The 18844-nt window shown below is 65.7% G+C and carries 15 protein-coding genes; 4 read left to right on the top strand and 11 right to left on the bottom strand.

What is annotated here, in order from left to right:
* Positions 1 to 17: 17 nt before the first annotated feature.
* From ACWPXE_RS32130 to ACWPXE_RS32115, 4 genes are read right to left on the bottom strand one after another with little or no spacing between them, the layout of a single operon-like run.
* Positions 18 to 680, bottom strand: a complete 663-nt coding sequence (locus ACWPXE_RS32130; protein ID WP_454021091.1) for an acetyltransferase — start codon at positions 678 to 680, stop codon at positions 18 to 20.
* Positions 677 to 1315, bottom strand: a complete 639-nt coding sequence (locus tag ACWPXE_RS32125) for a class I SAM-dependent methyltransferase (protein WP_454021090.1) — start codon at positions 1313 to 1315, stop codon at positions 677 to 679. Before ACWPXE_RS32125 ends, ACWPXE_RS32130 begins: the two co-directional genes overlap by 4 nt.
* The gene (locus ACWPXE_RS32120; protein WP_454021089.1) at positions 1312 to 2283 is read right to left on the bottom strand and encodes a glycosyltransferase family 2 protein; all 972 of its coding nucleotides are present in this window, start codon (positions 2281 to 2283) and stop codon (positions 1312 to 1314) included. Before ACWPXE_RS32120 ends, ACWPXE_RS32125 begins: the two co-directional genes overlap by 4 nt.
* Positions 2280 to 2984 (bottom strand): WbqC family protein, encoded by a 705-nt coding sequence (locus tag ACWPXE_RS32115; protein ID WP_454021088.1) that lies wholly within the window; start codon positions 2982 to 2984, stop codon positions 2280 to 2282. Before ACWPXE_RS32115 ends, ACWPXE_RS32120 begins: the two co-directional genes overlap by 4 nt.
* Before the next feature lie 104 nt (positions 2985 to 3088).
* Here ACWPXE_RS32115 and ACWPXE_RS32110 point away from each other — a divergent pair, with 104 nt between their 5' ends.
* Together ACWPXE_RS32110 and ACWPXE_RS32105 are read left to right on the top strand one after the other, a co-directional pair.
* Complete coding sequence (locus ACWPXE_RS32110) at positions 3089 to 3451, top strand: EamA family transporter (protein WP_454021087.1); 363 nt, start codon at positions 3089 to 3091, stop codon at positions 3449 to 3451.
* 71 nt (positions 3452 to 3522) lie between these two features.
* Entirely contained in the window at positions 3523 to 4374 is an 852-nt protein-coding gene (locus tag ACWPXE_RS32105; protein WP_454021086.1) for a class I SAM-dependent methyltransferase, read from the top strand.
* Positions 4375 to 4520: 146 nt separating this feature from the next.
* Here ACWPXE_RS32105 and gmhA read toward each other — a convergent pair whose 3' ends face one another.
* The 6 genes from gmhA to ACWPXE_RS32075 all read right to left on the bottom strand — a co-directional run bounded on the left by gmhA (position 4521) and on the right by ACWPXE_RS32075 (position 14103).
* Positions 4521 to 5096 carry a D-sedoheptulose 7-phosphate isomerase gene (gene gmhA, locus ACWPXE_RS32100; RefSeq protein ID WP_454021085.1) on the bottom strand — a complete coding sequence of 192 codons (576 nt, stop codon included), beginning with the start codon at positions 5094 to 5096 and terminating at the stop codon, positions 4521 to 4523.
* Positions 5097 to 5183: 87 nt separating this feature from the next.
* Positions 5184 to 6737, bottom strand: coding sequence for a class I SAM-dependent methyltransferase (locus tag ACWPXE_RS32095; RefSeq protein WP_454021084.1), 1554 nt, complete (start codon positions 6735 to 6737; stop codon positions 5184 to 5186).
* On the bottom strand, positions 6734 to 7981 hold the full coding sequence (locus ACWPXE_RS32090) for a glycosyltransferase family 4 protein (RefSeq protein WP_454021083.1): 1248 nt from the start codon (positions 7979 to 7981) through the stop codon (positions 6734 to 6736). The genes ACWPXE_RS32095 and ACWPXE_RS32090 overlap by 4 nt, the downstream gene beginning before the upstream one ends.
* Positions 7982 to 8051: 70 nt before the next feature.
* A complete protein-coding gene (locus ACWPXE_RS32085; protein WP_237908234.1) occupies positions 8052 to 8657 on the bottom strand; it encodes a class I SAM-dependent methyltransferase in 606 nt (201 codons plus the stop codon).
* A 20-nt stretch (positions 8658 to 8677) separates the two neighbouring features.
* A complete protein-coding gene (locus ACWPXE_RS32080; protein WP_454021082.1) occupies positions 8678 to 12862 on the bottom strand; it encodes a glycosyltransferase in 4185 nt (1394 codons plus the stop codon).
* A gap of 212 nt (positions 12863 to 13074) precedes the next feature.
* The gene (locus tag ACWPXE_RS32075) at positions 13075 to 14103 is read right to left on the bottom strand and encodes a calcium-binding protein (protein WP_454021081.1); all 1029 of its coding nucleotides are present in this window, start codon (positions 14101 to 14103) and stop codon (positions 13075 to 13077) included.
* Positions 14104 to 14652: 549 nt separating this feature from the next.
* Between ACWPXE_RS32075 and ACWPXE_RS32070 the strand changes: the two genes are divergently transcribed.
* A complete protein-coding gene (locus ACWPXE_RS32070) occupies positions 14653 to 15609 on the top strand; it encodes a glycosyltransferase family 4 protein (RefSeq protein ID WP_454021080.1) in 957 nt (318 codons plus the stop codon).
* Between the two features lie 90 nt (positions 15610 to 15699).
* The gene (locus ACWPXE_RS32065) at positions 15700 to 16536 is read left to right on the top strand and encodes an ABC transporter permease (RefSeq protein ID WP_237908238.1); all 837 of its coding nucleotides are present in this window, start codon (positions 15700 to 15702) and stop codon (positions 16534 to 16536) included.
* Between the two features lie 78 nt (positions 16537 to 16614).
* Here the strand turns inward: ACWPXE_RS32065 and ACWPXE_RS32060 are convergent, their stop codons facing one another.
* On the bottom strand, positions 16615 to 18816 hold the full coding sequence (locus ACWPXE_RS32060) for an FkbM family methyltransferase (RefSeq protein ID WP_454021079.1): 2202 nt from the start codon (positions 18814 to 18816) through the stop codon (positions 16615 to 16617).
* Between the last annotated feature and the right edge of the window lie 28 nt (positions 18817 to 18844).

The following is an 18844-nucleotide window of genomic DNA, read 5'->3' as shown; positions in this document are numbered from 1 at the left end:
GTCCTGCCCCCCTTCTGTCAGATGGATTTCAGGCGTGTACTTTTCACGCGCCGCTCTTCCGTATGGTCAATGGGCATATGGACGCTTTCCGCGGCGGTGTCTTTTGTAATCAGCCCTCCTGCTCCCACGAGGGTGAACGCTCCCAGCGAGACATGGTCCCGAATTGTCGTGTTGACGCCCAGGAAGCTGTTTTCGCCGATCGTTACTCCACCGGACACCACCACATGGGACGTGATGAAGCAGTTCGATCCGATCACACTGTGGTGTCCGATGTGGTTGCCGCTCCACAAGGTCACGTTGTCGCCAATGGTCACAAAGGGCTGGATGGTGTTGTCTTCCAAGATGAAAGCGTTTTCCCCGATGCGCTTCGTATAGACGGTGGCCCGCGGACTGATGTAACTCGCCAGCTCATAGCCGGCCTCTTTCAGGGCGGTGCATTTGGCGGCGCGGAGCCGGTTCATCGACTGATAGGAAAGCGCGACAAAAGCGTCGTGCGAAGCGGCTGGAAAGCGGGCTGAGATCTCATCAAGGGCAACCAGCGGACGGCCGAACCGAGTGTGCGCATCAAGATAGCCGGCGTCGACAACAAAAGCGGCGACCACCCGCCCGGCCTCGCGCGTGAAGTAGAAGTCTGCCAATTCGGCAATGTCGCCGGCCCCGAAGATCACGATGGGCTTCATGGCCGTTCCTCCGGGGTGTGCCGAACCAGCAGAGTGAACTCGTAAAGCCCATAATCGTGCCGCAGGGCGACGTGCCGCCCGAAACGTTGGATGCACCAGTCCAGAAGCTCCGCCGGCGAGGCATAGTAGAGGCGCGGGTCCATGCGGTCACGGTCGGAATGGGCGGTCAGGACGTTGAAGGCGATGCCACGCCGTGCCTGTGCCGCCATCGCCGCGATCGTCTCCTGAACGAATCCCAGCCATTCCTGGTCGGGAATGTCAAAGCGGACATTGAAGATGCCGCTGGCAACGACGTAGTCGGCCGGTGGAGGAGCATCGCTTTCCTCAAACACCACATCCACCAATCCGCCATGGGTCTGGCGTGCCGCTCGCACCATGTCGGGGGCGATGTCCACCCCATGGTAAGGATTGGGTCGGCCGTTGCGGCGCAAAAAGGCGGCAAGCGCTCCATATCCGCAGCCCAGTTCGGCGATGCTGCCGCGGTTGTCGGTTCCGACAAGGTCCAACAGCCGGGCGAAGCGAAGTTCCTGCGAACACTCGTCACGCCAATCCGCGCCGCGGGCGGTCGGCCCATGGGTCGCCAAGCGGTCACTGTAATAGGCTGCAACTCGGTCGAGGAATGGCCGGCGGCTCATGGGCTTGCGTCTTCCAGGGCATTGACAGGGGATACGGTGCTCGGTGGCGCCGTCGAACGGTGGATCGCCGTTATGATGGTCCGCGGACGCCGCTTGACCTCAAGAAAGATCGTCCCGATGTAGATGGCAATCACACCGTTGATGAACATTGACAGGCCGCTGAACAGCAGAAGCCCGATCATCACCGAGGTCCATCCCGGAACCCCAATTCCGGTGATGAAATACCGCAGGACCAAGAAGGCGATCAAGAGAACCGATCCGGCGCTGATTGCGAGCCCCGTTAGAAACACCCCGATCAGCGGCGCGATGGAAAACGCGGTGACCGCCATCAGGAACAACCGGAGCAGTTTGCGGAGCGTGTATTTCGTCGGTGCGAGCGCTTCCTTTCTGACCGGTAGCGGAACCTGCCGGAAGCCGGTCACGTGCATGATTCCAACCAGAAAGATTTCCCGCTCATCGAACGTCAGAAGCGCGTCGATGTACCGCCGTGACATCAATCGGGCCGTTGTCACATCGCGCGGAAAATCAAGGTCGCTGAGGAAGCCGAGCAGGCTGTAGAACGCGTTGCGGCACATCTGATAAAGCGGGTTGCCCTTGGGCCGAACCTGAACGCCGTAGACGACATCCGCCCGCTCCCTGACCATGGCTTGATGAAAGTCCACTGCCCACAGCGGGTCCTCTTCCAGGTCGCCGTCCATCATCATGACGAGATCGCCGGTTGCGATGCCCAGCCCGGTCCATAATGCCTTGTGCTGGCCAAAGTTGCGGGACAAGTCCACGACGACGACGCTGGGGTCCCGTTCGGCAAGCGCCACGGCGACGGCCGCCCCGTTGTCGGGAGAGCCGTCGTTGACGAAGACCACTTCATGGTCGAAACCGAGCCGTCGGGCCGCCTCCGCCGCCCGTTCCGCGAAAGGCTCGATGTCATCCGCGGTGCGATAGATCGTCGTGACGAAGGATATCTTCACGGACCGTGAACCTTGACAAGGGACTGGCAATAGGCCGGCGCATCGGGCCCGACCGCGAACAGTACGTCGATCACGGAAACGGCATGGTCGAAAGCCGGCCCCCGTTGGGGATAAGGCGGATAGGGACCATAGCTCATCCAATCGACGGAGATTCCTGCCGCCGTGAACGGCGCCTCGTCAAGATAATCGCGTGCCGACGGGCCGGACAGATAGCGGGTGGCGCCCGCCTTGCGGCAGATGTCCAGCAGCCGGTCTCCACGCTTCCCTTCGGGTTCGAAGTTCCGGTCCCGCACCACGCGGGTGGTGATGCCAAGCCGTTTCAACAATCCGACAAGGAACAGTTCGTTCACCTCGGTCAGCGTGGACAGGCGGTCGGCCTGCTCGTACAGCGTCCGCAACGCCGGAGCTTCATCGGCGAAGAAGGGCGCGCGCCGGTAGGCAAGTTCGATCGCGCGCCAATGCTTTTCCGCCCAAGGTTCGGCAAAGCGGACGTCCTCAATTGACTGTTCGAAACGCGCCTTCGTCGCCACCGGAATGGTAAGCCAGATCGGGCCGTCGGTCGTCATGATCCGGTTGCGGTTATGCCAGTGCCGCTTGACATATTGCGCGCCATCCAGAATGACGTGGACGTCGGTTCGGCCGATCAGATCGAAGAAGCCCTTCCAGGGAATGTAACAGGACTGGATGATCGAGACGTTCATGAAGGGTCCGGTCGGCTGGTGCGTCGTGGGGCTGGCGGTCCGCCGAGAGCTGGTGGTATGCCTATGACGGGGCGGGGTGGCCGCTTGGTTGGGTTGTGCATTCCATGTTGAAATATCTGTTCCTTGCCGGAACTCTGCTCTTCACGGTTTATGGCCAGTTGATCATTAAGGCCCGCGCGGGCGTTCTGGCAAGCGATGTGAGCGAAGGCGCCGGTTCTTATCTCCTGCGCATGTTCCTCGATCCGCTGGTGATAACGGGTTTCGCAGGGGCTGGGATGGCCGCGCTGTGCTGGCTGCTCGCCGTGCGGTCCCTGCCGATCGTGTATGCCTATCCGTTCATGGCCTTGAGCTTCGTCCTGGTGCCTTGTGGTGCCGCCCTGTTCTTGGGCGAGGTCATCAATTGGCCCCAGATGGTCGGTCTCGCTCTTATCGTTGCGGGCGTGGCTCTCACCGCGGTGTTTCGGTAATGCCGTCCTTGGCGATGGGGCTTCGGTTGTGCCCAACCTGCGGTGCTGGCGATACGGTCGAGGTCGATGGGATGCTCTGGCCCACCGGCTGGTGCTGCCCGGCGTGCGGCGGCGGTGTGTCCAGGGTTGACGGTATTCCAATGTTCGCCCCGGATTTGGCAGACACAGTGTCCGGCATTGATCCGTCCGCTTTCGCTGCGCTTAAGGAGGTTGAGCAAAGGCATTTCTGGTTCCGCACCCGAAACCGTCTTCTCACCGGCCTGATCAACCGGCATTTTCCGCAGGCGCGCTCCTATCTGGAAGTTGGCTGCGGTAATGGTGCCGTGTTGGCCGAGGTGGCCGGGCTGCGCCGCTGGACTCGTCTGGTTGGCAGTGAGCTGCATCCTTCCGGCTTGGTCAACGCTCGGGAACGCCTGGAACCGGGAGCGGAGTTCATGCAGATGGACGCGCGGCGCATTCCTCTGCGCAGCGCTTTCGAACTGGTGGGCGCATTCGATGTGATCGAGCACATCGAAGAAGATGAGGCCGTGCTGACCGAACTGGCGGCGGCGTTGGTGCCCGGTGGCGGTTTGCTTTTAACCGTGCCTCAGCATCCCTTTTTGTGGAGCGAAACGGATGCGGCGGCGCATCATGTACGGCGGTATCGCCGTGGCGAACTCGACGCCAAAGTCCGCAAGGCCGGTTTTGAGATCCTTCAGTCTACGTCCTTCTTGTCTTTGCTGTTGCCATTGCTGATGACCTCGCGTCTGGCGTCTGGCCGCCGCTCGTCGCAACGCGCTGCCCACACGGCCGAATTCGCCATAGCTCCCGCATTGAATCGTATCCTTGGTGCCGTCACGGACCTGGAGGTTGGATTGACGCTCCGCGGTGCTTGTTGGCCGGTCGGCGGCAGTCGTGTCGTGATAGCCCGGAAAACGGCCTGAAGTGGGCTGAACCGTGCCGGGTTTCCCGGCAACTGCATTCAGGTTGCTGCTGGCTGTCGGTAATCGGTGCCCGTTGCGGCCATGGCGCTGAGGGTGACGGCGTGCACTGAGTCGAGGAGGAGCCGCTCCTGGGTAGGGGGCCTTCGTCAGACGAAGGCGTTCTCGACCAACTCGCACAGCATGTGGCCGGCGGCGATGTGCATTTCCTGGATGCGCGGGGTGTCGGTGGACGGGACGCACAGGCAGACGTCGCACAGCTCCTTCATCCGCCCGCCGGCTGCGCCGGTCAGGCCGATGGTGCGCATGCCGAGCGCGCGTGCGGCTTCCAGGGCGGCCACCACGTTGCGGCTGTTCCCGCTGGTCGAGATGCCAACCAGCACGTCGCCGGCCCGCCCCAGTCCGCGAACCTGCCGGGCGAACACCTCGTCGTAGGAATAATCGTTGGCGATGGCCGTCAGGGCGGAGGTGTCCACCGTCAGGGACACCGCCGCCAGTGGCGCGCGGTCCCGCAGATAGCGGCCCGTCAGCTCTGCCGCGAGATGCTGGGAATCGGCGGCGGATCCGCCGTTGCCGCAGAACAGCACCTTGCCGCCACCCTTCAGCCCGTCGATCATCAGCCCGGCGGCGGCGTCGATCTGCTCGGCCTGCTGGGCGAAGGCCGCAAAGTTCCGGGACGTCTCAAGCAGGGCTTCGCGGACGCGGTCGGCGGCGGAATGGCTCATCTTCAAGTCCTGGGGTGTGGAAAACGGACGAACCATACGACGGGGCGCCGATGGGCGCCACAGCCCTTTCCGGCGCCCCGCCTTCCATCACAGGATGCCGAGCCGCTGCCACACTGGCAGCTTCTGCGGCAGGAAATCGGCCAGCTTCGCGGCGACCAGCGGGCGCATGACGTCCGGGTCGGAGATGGGTGAACCATCCTCGGCGAAGATCGTGCGCCCAAGCGTGCGCAGCGCGTCCATCACAAAGCCGCTGAGGGGCTGGATATCCACCGGCTGCCCGGCCAGAAGACCGGCCAGGACGAGACGCTCCAGAGAGTCGGCCCCGATGCCCAGCCCGATCGTGGGCGCCGCCAGGAAGAACAGGCTTTCGTCGACCAGCATGCGCCGACCGATCGCGCGGTTCAGCCGTCCGGCCGCCTGATGGCCTTCCTCCGCAGGTTCCACCAGGGGATGGACTTGGTTGGCGGAAATCAGGAGCGCCACAAAGCGGGAGATCGTGCCGAAATCGTGCCGCGCCATCGTCGGCAGCGCCGCGATCTCGCCGAGGCTCGGCGTGCCCGTGGCAAGCGCGTCGAGGATTGGCAGGCCGAGCCCCGGATCGTGGCGCAGTTCGCCCAGCGGAACCGGAACCGCCAGCCCGGCGCTCTCGCGCGGGACCGTCAGGGTGAAACGAAGCCGCTGGAGTTCCGCGGTGGCTTCCGCGGCGGGCAGCCGGTCCAGGCCGCGGACGAAGATGTCGCGGCGGAACACCTGATTCATGGCGAAGTCGCGCACCGTCTCCGCCAGCGTCGGGTCGGCGATCTCCGCCAGGATGGCCCGCAGTTCCGGACGGACCGACAGCTCGTCGAAATTGTGCGGGATGTTGGCGGAGCAGGCGTAGCCCAGCTTCGCTCGTGCCATGTCCTGCGCCACCTGGGCATGGCCCAGAGGCTCCCAATGGGTGTTCAGATACTCGTGCGTCAGATAGTGGCGATCCTGCTTCGCGATCGTTTCGAGATGCTGCCCGGGGGTGGCGTTGGCGGCGAAATAGCCGGCCCCGCCCTCGCTCAACCGGCCGATGAAGCCGAGCGCCGCGTCGAGCTGCCGGTCGCTGCGGGCCGGGTTGGCCGCCGCGTGCGCCAACATCAGCTTCTGCAGAGGAAGCAGCGGCGCCCAGCCGGGCATGGCGTTGTAGCTGACGAAGACCAGCCCGCCGGGCTTCAGCGCCTTCTCCAGGATGTCCACCACCGCCCGGCGGTTCTCCGGGCTGACCCAACTGTAGACGCCGTGCAGGACGATGACGTCGAAACCCTCGCCGGCCTCGTCCGCCGGCAGCGCTCCGGCGGCCACCTCCTGGAAGCTCCGCTCCAGAAAGGTGACGTTGGACAGCCCCGCCTCTTCGGCCAGCCGGCGCGCCCCGGCGACGTGCAGCGGGTTGAAGTCGATGCCGGTGAAACGCCCGTGGGGGTGGGTCGCCGCCAGGATGTTCAGGGTCATCCCCTGGCCGCAGCCCAGCTCGCAATAGCGGAAGGCCCGGTCGGTGCGCGGCGGCCGGATGCCGTTCAGCAGGCAGACGTAGGACAGGTAACCGGGCGTCAGCTCGCGATAGGCACCATGGGTGTAGGCGATGTCGGCGTTGTAGCCGTCGCTCCACGCGCTCATGTCGGGGTCCTTTCCGCGGGGTTCCGTCCGGCGATCAGATCGTCGATCAGAGCGAGATGACGGGGCAGGGTGACGGTGCGGAGATCGTAATTCTCGACCACCGTCCGCCGCGCCCGGTCGCGCAGGGTCTGCATACGGTCGGGATGCTCGAACACCTCGTCGACCCGGTCGGCCAAGGCCGCCCCGTCGAAGAAGTCCACCAGCAGGCCGTTCTGCCGGTCGCGCAGGACCTCCTCAACCGGGATGGTGGCGGAGCCGATCAGCAGGCAGCCCGACGCCATGGCCTCCAGGAAGGACCAGGACAGAACGAAGGGATAGGTCAGGTAGACGTGGGCAGACGAGACGCGGAGCACCGACAAATAGGTGCCGTAGGGGATCTTGCCCAGGAAATGCACGCGGCTTCGGTCGATACCCGACCCGATCTCGGCCATCAGGATGTCACGGTAGCTCCTCCCGTCACCGGACACCTGCCCGTAGCTGACCTCGTCGCCGCCGACGATCAGCACATGGGCCTTGGGCCGCCGCTTCAGGATCTCCGGCAGGGCGCGCATGAAGACATGGAAACCCCGGTAAGGCTCCAGGTTGCGGGCGACATAGGTGATGACCTCGTCCTTGCGGGTCAGCGTCAGGCCCGACGGCAGGCGCAGCCACGCGTCGGGCTCCGGGTGGACGATGGTGGTGTCCACGCCCTCGTGGATCACGCTGATGCGCGAACGCATGTAGTCGGGATAGAGCGACCACTGCCAGCCGGTCGGGGTCTGGCCCCAGTCGGCGGCGTCGAAGCCCAGCGTGTTGATGACGTTCTTGGTGCGCACCCGTGGGCCGTCGTTCTCGGTGACCGGCACCGTTGGATCGAAGCCGATGTCGGCCCCGTGCAGGTGATAGAAGAACTCGAAATAGGCGAGCAGAGGAACATCCGGCCAGACGTCCTTCATATACAGCGTCTCGCCCCAGCCGTTGTGCCCGATCATGATGTCGGGGCGGAAGCCTTCGGCCTTCAGGCGGCGGCAGACCTCATGGACGCTCTGCCCATAGACGACCGCCAGCTCCAGTTCCTGGATGTAATGGTGCGTCGTCGGCTTCGCCGTCCGGAAGGGCTGGTAGACCGCGCGCTCCACGCCGGGAATCTGGGCTGGGCTGTCGTGCGAGATGAAAACCACCCGGTTGCCCGGCTGGGCTGCCAGATGCTGCACGATGTGCTGGTATTGGCCCGGAAAGTTCTGGTGGACGAAGAGATAGTTCATCGCGTGCCGCCGATTCCGCAAAGAAGGCCCGCCATCCGCTGCGGGCCAGGATGAGCATGGTTCCCGAGCCTCAGCCGGCGGACGGCGGGACGAGGCCAAGCTCCTTCAGCGCGTCCGCCGGCGCGGGTGGACGGAAAGCCTTGACCTGCAATTCGTACGCCTCGGCCCGCCGCCAGATCGCCACCGGTTCGAAACCCGCCTCCTGCAACAGGCGCCCGAGCAGGTTCGGGGTGAAGCCGGTGCGGTGGGCCATGAAGCGGTTTCCCATGGCCAGGGCCGGACCATAGCCGTACACGACGTCCAACGGCCGGATCGGGCCGTTCCTGGAGTCATAGAGGGGCTCGTCCAGCCGATCCTCAGCCACCAGCTTCGCCACCGCCTGCAGGTCGGGCACGCTCAAGAAGAGCGTGCCACCCGGCGTCAGGACGCGCAGGAACTCCCGCAGCGCCACCGGCACGTCGTGCGGGTCGAGATGCTCCAGATTGTGCGACGACCAGACGGCATCCACCGACCCGTCGGGCACCGGAACCATGTCCGTTATCGAAGCGATGATGTCCGGGTCGACCTTCGGGTCGATGTCGAGACGCAGCTCCCGCCACCCATCCGTCGGCAGGGAGCTGCCGAGGATGGAAATGGCGCGCTGACCGCATCCGACATTGAGCACGGTCTTGAGCATCGGCCTGTGGGCGTTCCGGATCAATAGGAACGCGGCTGGGTGCCGCCGGCCTTCTCGACGAAGCGCAGCAGGAAGCCTTCCAGAGCGTCGCTGATCGCGTCGGAGCGGCAGGGGCTGCCGTTCTGTCCGGCGGGCGAGCGGTAGCCGCTGACGAAGGCCCCCTCATAGACGCAATCGAAACGCTCGGCCGTGGCGCCGCGCAGGCGGATCGAGAAGCCGACCAGGGGCGTGCCCAGGCCGCGGCTGCCGCACATGCCGCCACCGCTGATCCAGGGGGTTTCCCAGCCGTTCGCGGTCAGGCCCTTGTACTCGATGTCCTCGGAGGCGATGCCCTCGACCGGGGTGATCGAGAAGGCCTCGATCCACAGACGCTGTCCGACCGCGCCGGCCCAGTTGGAATCGGCGAAACGCAGATCGCCCTGGCGCTGGATGTGGGCCAGGATTTCGGTGCGCGGACGGACAGTCGATGAAGCTGCCGGCGCTTGGAACTGCGCGCCCTTGACCGGAGCGGACGCTGCCACCGGAGCGGCGGCCTGCTGAGCCGCGGGAGAATCCGCCGGGGCATCGTCGATGCGGGCGAACTGGAGCGAGAGCAGCGCGTTCTGCCGTTCGGTGTGCTTGTAGGAGGACAGGATCAGGTTCGCGGGCCCACCCGACACCTTGATGATGATGGTGTCGCCCGGCTTGCTAAGCCAATTTCCGGCCACGCTGCCAATCATCTCGACGGTGGTGCCGGAATGGTTGTTGGGGGACGCAGCGAGCTGAACGCTGGGAAGAGGAAACTCGCCGGCCGCCGCCATGCCGCCGCCGCTCGTGACGATCAGCGAATAGAAACCGGGTGCCAGCGACAGGGTCTGGGCCGTCGCCTTGATCTGAGAGGGTTGTTGGGCTTCTGTGGACGCAACTTTACCGATCATCGACGACCCCCCGCGGGACTGGGAAATTGAACAGAAGGCGTTCGGACCATCCGAATCCGCCCCCGGAATGCTTGGCCTGTAATCTGACCGAAAGGAAGAGGACTGCCCGATTGCTACGCCATGCGGCGTATGAGCGTCAAGAATGCCCAGGAGGGCGTCGTTGATTGTCGCAGCCTCCAGCAACGGTGGCAGCAGATGGCCGCCACCCTTCTCATGGATGCGCTCGGACATCGCTCCCAGGTCGAAGGCCACCACCTCCAGTTCGGCCTTCCAGGCGGTGGACAGGGCGTAGCACCAGGTCTCCGGCGAGATGGACGGCAGAAAGGCGATGTCGGCCTCCTGCGCCCGCACCAAAGCCACCGCCTCCGCCTCCGTGAAGCGGCCGGTGACGAAGCCGTGCCCCGTCTCGAACAGGGGCGGGTCCGCCTCGCTGAAGCCGACCACCACGAATTCCAATGGCAGGCCGCGCGCCGCGGCGTCGCGGGCGCAGGCCAAGAGAACCTCGTAGCCTTTCTGGATGCCGACGGCGCCGATCGTGCAGACGCGCCACCGGCGGCCGTCCCGGCGGCGGGGCGGCTGGGGTGGCGGCGGGGCGATATCTTCCCAGGGCCTGACCTCGATGGGGCGCGGGGCGATGTGACGCAGCAGCCGCGCCGCCACATCGCGGGTCGGCGCCGTCACCCGACGCGCGCCGGCGGCCAGAGTGCGCGTGCGCCGGCGCAGAGCACCCACCGTCAGTTCCGGGTCGGCACGGTCGTCCGGATCGGCGGTGCAGCGTTCGCAGGCGGCCAACTCCGGCTCCCCGCAATAGCGCCCGTCCTTGTCCACCAGGCTGAGGCGCGGGCAGATCAGGCCGTAATCGTGGATGGTGAGATCATAAGGAACGCCGAGCCGCCCGGCCAAGTCCAGCACCGCGGGGTCATGGCCCAGCAGATGATGGATCTCCACCGCCGCCGTGCCGGCCAGCCGCAGGGCCTCGACCAGTTCGTCAAGTTCTCCGCGGGTGCGGAACACCAGATCGCGCAGGTCGGGCCGGTCCATGGCCTCGATCCGGCAGCGGCGCTCGGACGGGATGGAAGGATGGCGCCGGGCATTCTCCTCATCGTCCTCGTCATCGTCCTCGTTTCCCTCCGCGGCTCCGGCGGTTTCGGGAATGAGCCGCAGGACGCGCCAGCCCTCCGCGCGCAGAACGTCGGTGCGCTCCTCGATGAAGCGGGCGACCCCGCCACGCCCGGCGAGCGTGACCAGCAGGACGGCGGGTCCCTGTGCGGTTCCGCCCCCCTCCGCCCAGCGGGCGAGGTCGAGGCGTCGGCGCGCGGCCATCAGCGGGTCGGCGGCGATAAAGTCCTGGACCAGCGCGTCGTATCCGGGATGCAGCCGTTCCAACAGGTGGCTGTTGCGCGCGGCGAGGATCGCCTTCTGCCGTCCGAAGGAGCGTCCGCCCACATGTGCTACGAAAACGTCGGCGGCCCCGAGATGGCGCCAACCCAACCGGTGCGCGCGCAGACAGAAATCGTTCTCCTCACCATAGCCGCGCCCGAACAGCCACTCTTCGAAGGGGCCGGTCTCCCTGAGGCAATCGCGCCGGATGTAGGCGCAGAAGCCGACCGCCGTCGGCAGGTCGACCCGCAACCCGGCGTTCACCGTGCGGGCCAGCCGGTCGAGCGCCGCCGTTTCCGTCAGGGACGGCGGGAACGGCCGGTCCGCCCCCGAGGGGTAGTTGAGGATCGTTGCGTCGTTGGACAGGGGGGTGACCGTGCCGACGTCCGCCGCCGACCAAGCCGCGGCGCGCAACCGTTCCAGCCACGGTCCGGCGACCAGCGTGTCGGCGTTCAGCAGCACGGCGTCACGGTCGGGATGCAGGGCCAGCCCCCGGTTGACCGTGGCTGGAAAGCCGAGATTGTGCTGGTTGCGGAGCAGCGTGATGCGTCCCGCCTCGGCGAGCGCCTTCAGTTCGCGGACAAGGTCCTCATCCGGGCTGGCGTCGTCGATGACGACGATCTCGCACGGCGTGGCATCCCCCGCCGCGAAGACTGACCGCAGACAGGCCATCGTCTCCTCCCGCCCGCGGTGGACCGGGATCACGATGTCCACCATGGGCGATGCCCCAGTGGTTGGCGAAGCGGCTGGAGGGCGCCCCGTCCCTGCCGGACGGGATGGCCGCGGACCGACCGGCGTGGAACGCCGTCCGATCCGGCGGGGGCCGGGCCAGGGAAGGGGGCTGCCAGCCAGGGGAGCATGTCCTGGTCCGGCGGTGACGTGGAGACGGCCGGGCGAGAGGCCGGCGACGACCGGATCGATGAGGAAGCCGTAATGGCCGTCCTCGACCCCTTGGGCTCTCACCCCCTGTACCGGACGGTTCGCAGTCACGGTCACGGTGCGTCCGGCCTCGTCCGTCACTTGGACGGTGACGGACTGCGGCGGATCGCCGGGGCACCAAGCCCAGCCGGAAAGCACCGCTTCGGCGGCCCCGCCGGGTCCATCATCAAGCAGGACGCTTCCTTCGACCGCTGCATGGTGCCTGGGATGCAGGGGCGTGCCGAGCAGGGGCTCTCCGTCCAGGGTGATGGAGAGTGGCTGCCCTTCCAACTCCGGGCCGACGGGAAGAACGAAACGGATCGGCCCACCGTCGCCCTGCTGGCCATATTGCCGCAGGAACGACGCCCGGCCCATGACGAGCAGGGCGGCATCCTGGGAGGATCCGATTCGGATTAGGCCGTTCCGGTTCGGTGACGACGAATCCGGCGCAAGGGCACCGACGATCCTCAGGCCTATGTCGGCAGTCGCCCAACCGACGGCCTGCCCGGTCAGTACGGCGTGGTCGGCAAGGTCTCCCAACAGGGGGGCGACGCTCACCGGGAAACGGTTCAGTTGTTGGACGATCAAGGGAAGCAGGCGGTCCGCCGCTCCCAGACGGGCCAAGGCCTGTCCCAACGCGATAGCCGCGGTTGGAACGGCGGCCTTTTCAACCGTATCGCTCAGCAACGGCGGCACCTCGGCCGGGCGGTCCGCCGCGATCAGCAGGGCGGCGAAGAAAGCCTTGAGCGCGATGTCGTTCGGAGCGAAGCGGGCGCCGCGTTCGGCCCAGCGCAGCGCGGTGCCCAGATCCCCCCGTGCGAGGGCGCAGCGGGCAAGGCCGGCGGCACCATAGACGTGGGTGGCATTGTGGCGCAGCAGAATGCCCGCCGCCGTCTCGGCCTCGGCGATGCGCCCATCGGCAATCAGCCCTTCCAGGCGCTGCACGTCCAGGCGCCGGGCCTGGGTTTTCGAGCTGCCGGCCGAACCCATGAAGAACGATCCCCTGCCTCGATTTGGGGTGTCCCGATCAGGGATGTCCCGATCGGAGTTGCGGCTGTCCGCAAGGGCGCCGGAGCCGCCCGGCGGATCCTTGTCGGTCTTCGCTTCCACCCTTCATGCCGAAGAAAGGCAGAGACATGAAGCGCATAAAAATGGACCTGCCGATCGCTCGGCAGGTCCATCAGATAATGCAGAGACTCTTCTTAGACGGCGAAGTTGCTGGAGGTCAGGTTGGTGACCCCGGCGACCGTGATCTGGGTGCCGTCCGACAGCGAGATGACCGAGCTGCCGCCGGTGACCGTGACGCGCGACGCGACCTGGGCCGCGGTGAGGCCGTAGCCCTGGACCGCGATGAGGTCGGTGCCGGCCTTGAAGTCGCCGATGACGTGCTTGCCGCCGCCGAAGACGGTGCTGAACACGAAGATGTCGTTGCCTTCACCACCGAACAGCGTGTCGTTGCCGACGCCGCCGATGATCGTGTCGTTGCCGGCGAAGCCGCCAAGGACGGCGTTGCCCGACTTCGCGGTGCTGCCGATCAGAAGATCGTTGCCCGAACCGCCAGCGATCGTGGTGTTGCCCGAGCCGCCGAAGATCGTGTTGTTGCCCGCCGCCGAAGCGATGGTGGTGTTGCCCTGACCGCCGGCGATCAGGTTGTTGCCGCCGGTGATCGCCAGGTAGGCGTTGCCCGTGCCCGCGCCGATGGTGGCGTTGCCGCCCGCCGCGAAGACGGTGTCGTTGCCCGCCGCGAAGATCTGGTTGTTGCCGCCCACCGCGAGGATGGTGTTGTTGCCGGCGCCGGCGGTCAGCACGTTGTTGCCGGCCGCGGCCACGACGGTGTCGGCACCCGAGCCGCCGAGGATGGTGGCCGAAGCGCCCGCCACGGTGCTGGTGCCCAGCAGCTGGCCGCCCGAGCCGCCGACCAGGGTCTGGCCGGTGCCGGTGCCGGCCTGCAGCACGGTGCCGGCGGCGTCGTTCGCGACGAGAACGTTGTTGTTGCCCGAACCGCCCAGGAGGGTGGCGGCGGTGTTGGTGTTCAGCACCAGCGCCGTGTTGCTGTCGCTGATCAGGCTGAGCGTCTTCGTCGGCGGAAGGGCGCTGTCGCCGATTACGAGCGCCTTGGTGTCCTTCGTCGTCGCGACGAGGCTGGTGTTCTGGAGAACCGCACCCGCCAGGGTGGACGCGGTCTTAACTTCGCTGGTAATACCACCGGTGATCGTGGTCGACGTCGTCATATTTTTGAACCCCCGCCAAAGTGTCTAAAACTTTGCGCCTTATGGCATGCCTTGCGCTCGATATCATTGGTAACCCGTTTTTGCAAGTGCGGAATGGAACCATCCGATAGAATAACCACTTATGGGAAAGCAATCCGAACGGATGAGGGGCTCTAGCGATAATGTTTCACATCAGTAACAGACTCGCAGGTTGCGCCAAGCCTGGATGCGAGAAGCGGATCGCATGATTTGCTTTCCTCACAGCATGCGCAGGTGGATTTGTTCAGCATCTTTTAGGAAAATGACTGGGAACCGGTTTCGCGTCGCATCCCGAGCGTTCCAGGTACAGCGATCCATCCCTTGGGGAAAGCCGGGGTTCCGGCCTTCCCCAAAGGCCTTCCGCCGTTCCTGGTTTGCAGCACCGCCGCCGCCGTGCCATTGTCCGAAGAAATATATACTGCGGCCATGCGTATCCTGCTGCTCTCCCGCTACAGCCCTCGGGGCCCCAGCAGCCGTCTCCGGCATTACCAGTTCCTTCCGGCACTGGCTGACGCGGGAATGTCGGTTGCCGTGGCTCCCTTGTTGCCCGATTCCTACCTGGAAGCCCTTTACACGGGGCGGTCGCGTCCGTTGCGCCGCATCGCGGCGTCCTATGCGGCGCGCATCCGCCAGATGGCGTCGGTGCGCAATTTCGACCTTCTGTGGGTCGAGAAGGAATTGCTGCCCTGGATTCCCTATGGGATGGAGCGTTGGATCCTGGAATCGGCCCCACCCTACGTCGTTGATTTCGATGACGCCTGGTTTCATCACTATGACCGCAGCCGCTGGTCCCTGGTGCGCCGGCTGCTGGGCAGCAAGCTCGACCGAGTGATGCAGCGTGCGGCCCTGGTGACCGTTGGAAACGATTATCTCGCCCGAAGGGCCGAGTCGGCTGGTGCCCGCTCGATCGCGACCCTTCCCACCGTGGTCGATCTCGCGCGCTACCCCACCGGAACGGCCCAGGCCGATGGTCTTCCGGCGGTGGGCTGGATCGGGTCCCCAATCACCGACCATTATCTCAATCTGGTCGAAGAGCCGCTGCGCCGGATGGTGACGGGGAGCGAGGCCCGGATTTTCCTGGTCGGCGCCACCCCCGCGGCGCTGAGCGGGCTGCCGGCCGATCGCCATGAATGGCGGGAGGAGACGGAAACCAGTCGCATCGCCCAGTTCGACATCGGCATCATGCCGCTGGCCGACACGCCCTGGGAACGAGGCAAGTGCGGTTACAAGCTGATCCAGTATATGGCTTGCGGCAAACCGGTGGTGGCGTCTCCGGTCGGCGTCAACCGGGACATTGTGGAGCATGGGGTCAACGGCTTCCTGGCCGAAACCCCGGAAGAGTGGACCGGCGCGCTGCGTCGCCTCGCCGCCGACCCCGACCTGCGGCGGCAGCTGGGTGCGGCCGGCCGCGCCAAGGTGGAGCGGCATTACTCCCTGGAAGGCACGGCGCCGCGCCTGGTCGAGTTGCTGCGCGCCGCGGCGTCCTGACAGATATGGGACGGTGCGGTTTCGCATTGCGCCACCCTTCGAGTCGGGACTAGAACGCCCGCGCCCTTTTCAAGACGGAACCCGTCGCTCATGACCATGGCTGCAAGCACTTCCCACGTCCCGTCCGGCCTGCTCGGCCTGTTCACGGAGCCCTGGCACCACCGGGCCCTGGTCCGGCGCCTGGTCCGGCGGGAGATCGAGGCGCGCTACCGGGGATCGGTCCTGGGAATCCTGTGGGCCTTGCTGACCCCGTTGCTGATGCTGGCCGTCTTCACCTTCGTCTTCTCGGTGGTGTTCCAGGCCCGCTGGGGAACCTCGACCGGTGGAAAGGGGGAGTTCGCCCTGATCCTGTTCGCCGGCCTGATCGTCTTCACCATGTTCTCCGAAGCGCTGGTCCGCGCACCCGGCCTGATCCTGGAGAATCCCTCCTACGTCAAGAAGGTGGTGTTTCCCCTGGAGATCCTGCCCTGGGTGATGGTGCTCTCCAGCCTGTTCCAAGTGGCGGTCAGCCTTCTCATCCTGACCGCCTTCTATCTGGCGGTCTTCGGGCTGCCGCCTCTGTCGGTCCTGCTGCTGCCGCTGGTGTGGCTGCCGCTGCTCCTGTTCTGCCTGGGCGTCGGCCTGCTGCTGAGCGGGCTTGGTGTCTATCTGCGCGACCTGCGGGCGATCATGCCGGTGATCAGCCAGCTCCTGATGTTCCTCAGCCCGCTGTTCTACCCGGCGAGCGCGCTGCCGGAAGCCTTCCGCGGGCTGCTGCACCTGAACCCGTTGACCGGCATCATCGAGAACACGCGCACGGTGCTGTTCGCCGGCGCGGCCCCCGACTGGACGGTGCTTGGCATTCAGATCCTGGCCGGCCTGCTGTTCGCGGTCCTCAGCCTGCGGCTGTTCCGCTATCTGCGGACGGGGTTCGCCGATATCGTGTGACGGCGCGAACCGGACGATGAAAAGGCGCCCGGCGGACGAGCCCGCCGGGCGCCTTTTTTTGTTGCGATCCCTGAAGACTCAGGCCGGAGCCTTCACTGCCACGACATGGTAACCGACGGTGAACTGCGGGATCGGGCAGGCATCGTCGAGATTGTGGAGATAACGGGGCAGCAACTCCCCAAACAGCCGCCCGACGGCGCCGTCGAACCCGCCGTGCAACTCGCGATGGCGGTCCATGGTCCAGGCCACGCGGGCGCATTCCTGGGACAGCATCCGGAAGAAGCCGCCGTTCGGCACGGTTTCCCGCAACGTCAGCCCGGCCCGCTCGCAGGCGTAGCGGTACCAGTGGGGCGTGAAGCCGCCATAGTAGTGATAGGGTTCCTGGTGCAGCCCCGACCCGAGGGGGGCGGTCAGCAGCAGCGTGCCGCCGGGGGCGAGGACGCGCGCCATTTCCCGAACCGCGGCGGCGGGTTCGGGCACATGCTCCAGCACCTCTGTGCACAGCACCACGTCGAACGCGCCATCCGGAGCCGGCAGGTTCAGAATGTCGCTGACAAGATCGATGCTGCCGTAGATTCCTTCATTGCGTTCCGGGCTCTGGAAGCCTTCATACTGCTTGAAATCATGGGACGTGTAGGCACCATGAGCGAACAGGGGCCGGTAGCGGCAGGTCCCCGCCCCAACGTCGAGTACCCGTGCCCCCGCCGGAATCCGGGCGGCCTGCGCGGCAACCCAGCGGTCGCGGTCCCGCTGGTTGAAGTCATGGATCTCCTCCAAGGAGGTGGATGCGCCTTCTGTTGCCGTGAGCCTGGTGAGGAAGCCCGCCAGATCGTCCGGAACGGAAGCGGGCTGCGAAGAAGATACGCCAAAAAGAGCGGGATGGGCGTTCGGAGCCGGCGGTAGCCGACCGTCGGCCAGGAAGGCGCGGAGCTGTTCGCGCCAGCGTTCCCAGGTCGGGCGCTCCGCCTCGGCGACGGTGCTCTCCCAGAGCAGGGCTTCGACCGCGGCGATCTGCTCGTCCAGCGGCCGATCCTTGTCCTTGACGGCACGGGCGGTCACGTTGTGCAGCGGCGGCTCGTGACCGGACTGGTGCTGCTCGATCACCACGTCGGTGAAGCCCAGCTTTTCCAACGTATGACGGAAACGGTCACCGAACCAATGGCCGACGTGATAACCCCAACTCGCCGTCTGGTCGCCTTCCATGTGGCGGAGTGCGCGCAGCTTCAGCGTAAGGGGCAGGTCGCCGGCGACCTCGCGGGCACAGGCCACCGTGTCGGGGGTTTCCAGATGCAGCGTGCCACCCGGCTTCAGCCAGCGGTGCCAACGCACCAGCAGGCCATAGGCCGCCACGCGGTTGAAATGCTCGAAGACGTGATGCAGCCGGACCTCGTCCACCGACCCATCCGGGAAGTGCAGCCCCAGGACATCGGCTTCCAGATCGGGGCGCACCGCCATGACGTTATGGGCATCCGCCGGATAATCGATGTTGACGTAGCCCGGCAGCCGCGTCTCTCCACAGCCGAGATGCAGGCGAAGGGGAACGCCGGCATAGCTTAATCCCAGAGCCACCAAGGCCGTCAGCCCATCGGGCCACTGCGGCGGGGGCGGGGAGGGCAGCAGCGGGGTTACGATGGACGGTGGTGCTTCCTGCCACGAGGCATAGACATCACCCCACACGAGCGGGTGCGGATGCTGTGCCAGTTCATCAAGCAGCCTGTCCGCTCCGACCCAGGTTCCATGACGGAACACCGCGGATTCGCCAAAAGCGACATTGAAATGGCGATAGCCGAGCCCTGAGAGCCGTTCGATGCAAATGCGTGTTTCGTCCAATCCTTCCCGACAGAATTCGAAGGAAATCACAGGAATTGGCTGAGTCAACCCAGCCAGCACGAACCGTTCGAATCCCTCGACGTCGATCTTGCAGTAGTCTGGCGTTCCATGAGCCGCGATGGCGGCGTCCAGGGTATTGACCTCCACCTCGACACTACGGTCCCAATTGTGCTCTTTGAAACGGCCTTGCTTCCACGTTTCCGAGAAGGTGGAAATGGTCGGTGCATCCGAGCAGACCGACAAAGTCAGGTGGCCCGACTCGGCGCCCATCGCCATTGGAACCACCTGCACAGTCGGCACATCGGCGAAGCGGCGGCGAAGGGATGCCGCACAATCCGGCTGCGGCTCGAAGCATATCACGCGCGCTCCTCCCGCAGCGAAGGCAGCAGCCTTGTCGCCGATGTTCGCACCGACGTCGAAAATAAGAGGAGAGCGTGAGATGGTGGTCATAGTTCCAGAAATCTCCATAGCCCGTTCG

The sequence above is a fragment of the Azospirillum sp. Marseille-Q6669 genome, from assembly GCF_965111635.1.
The sequence above is the reverse complement of the archived record's forward strand: the minus strand, read 5'-3'. Positions and strand labels throughout refer to the sequence as shown.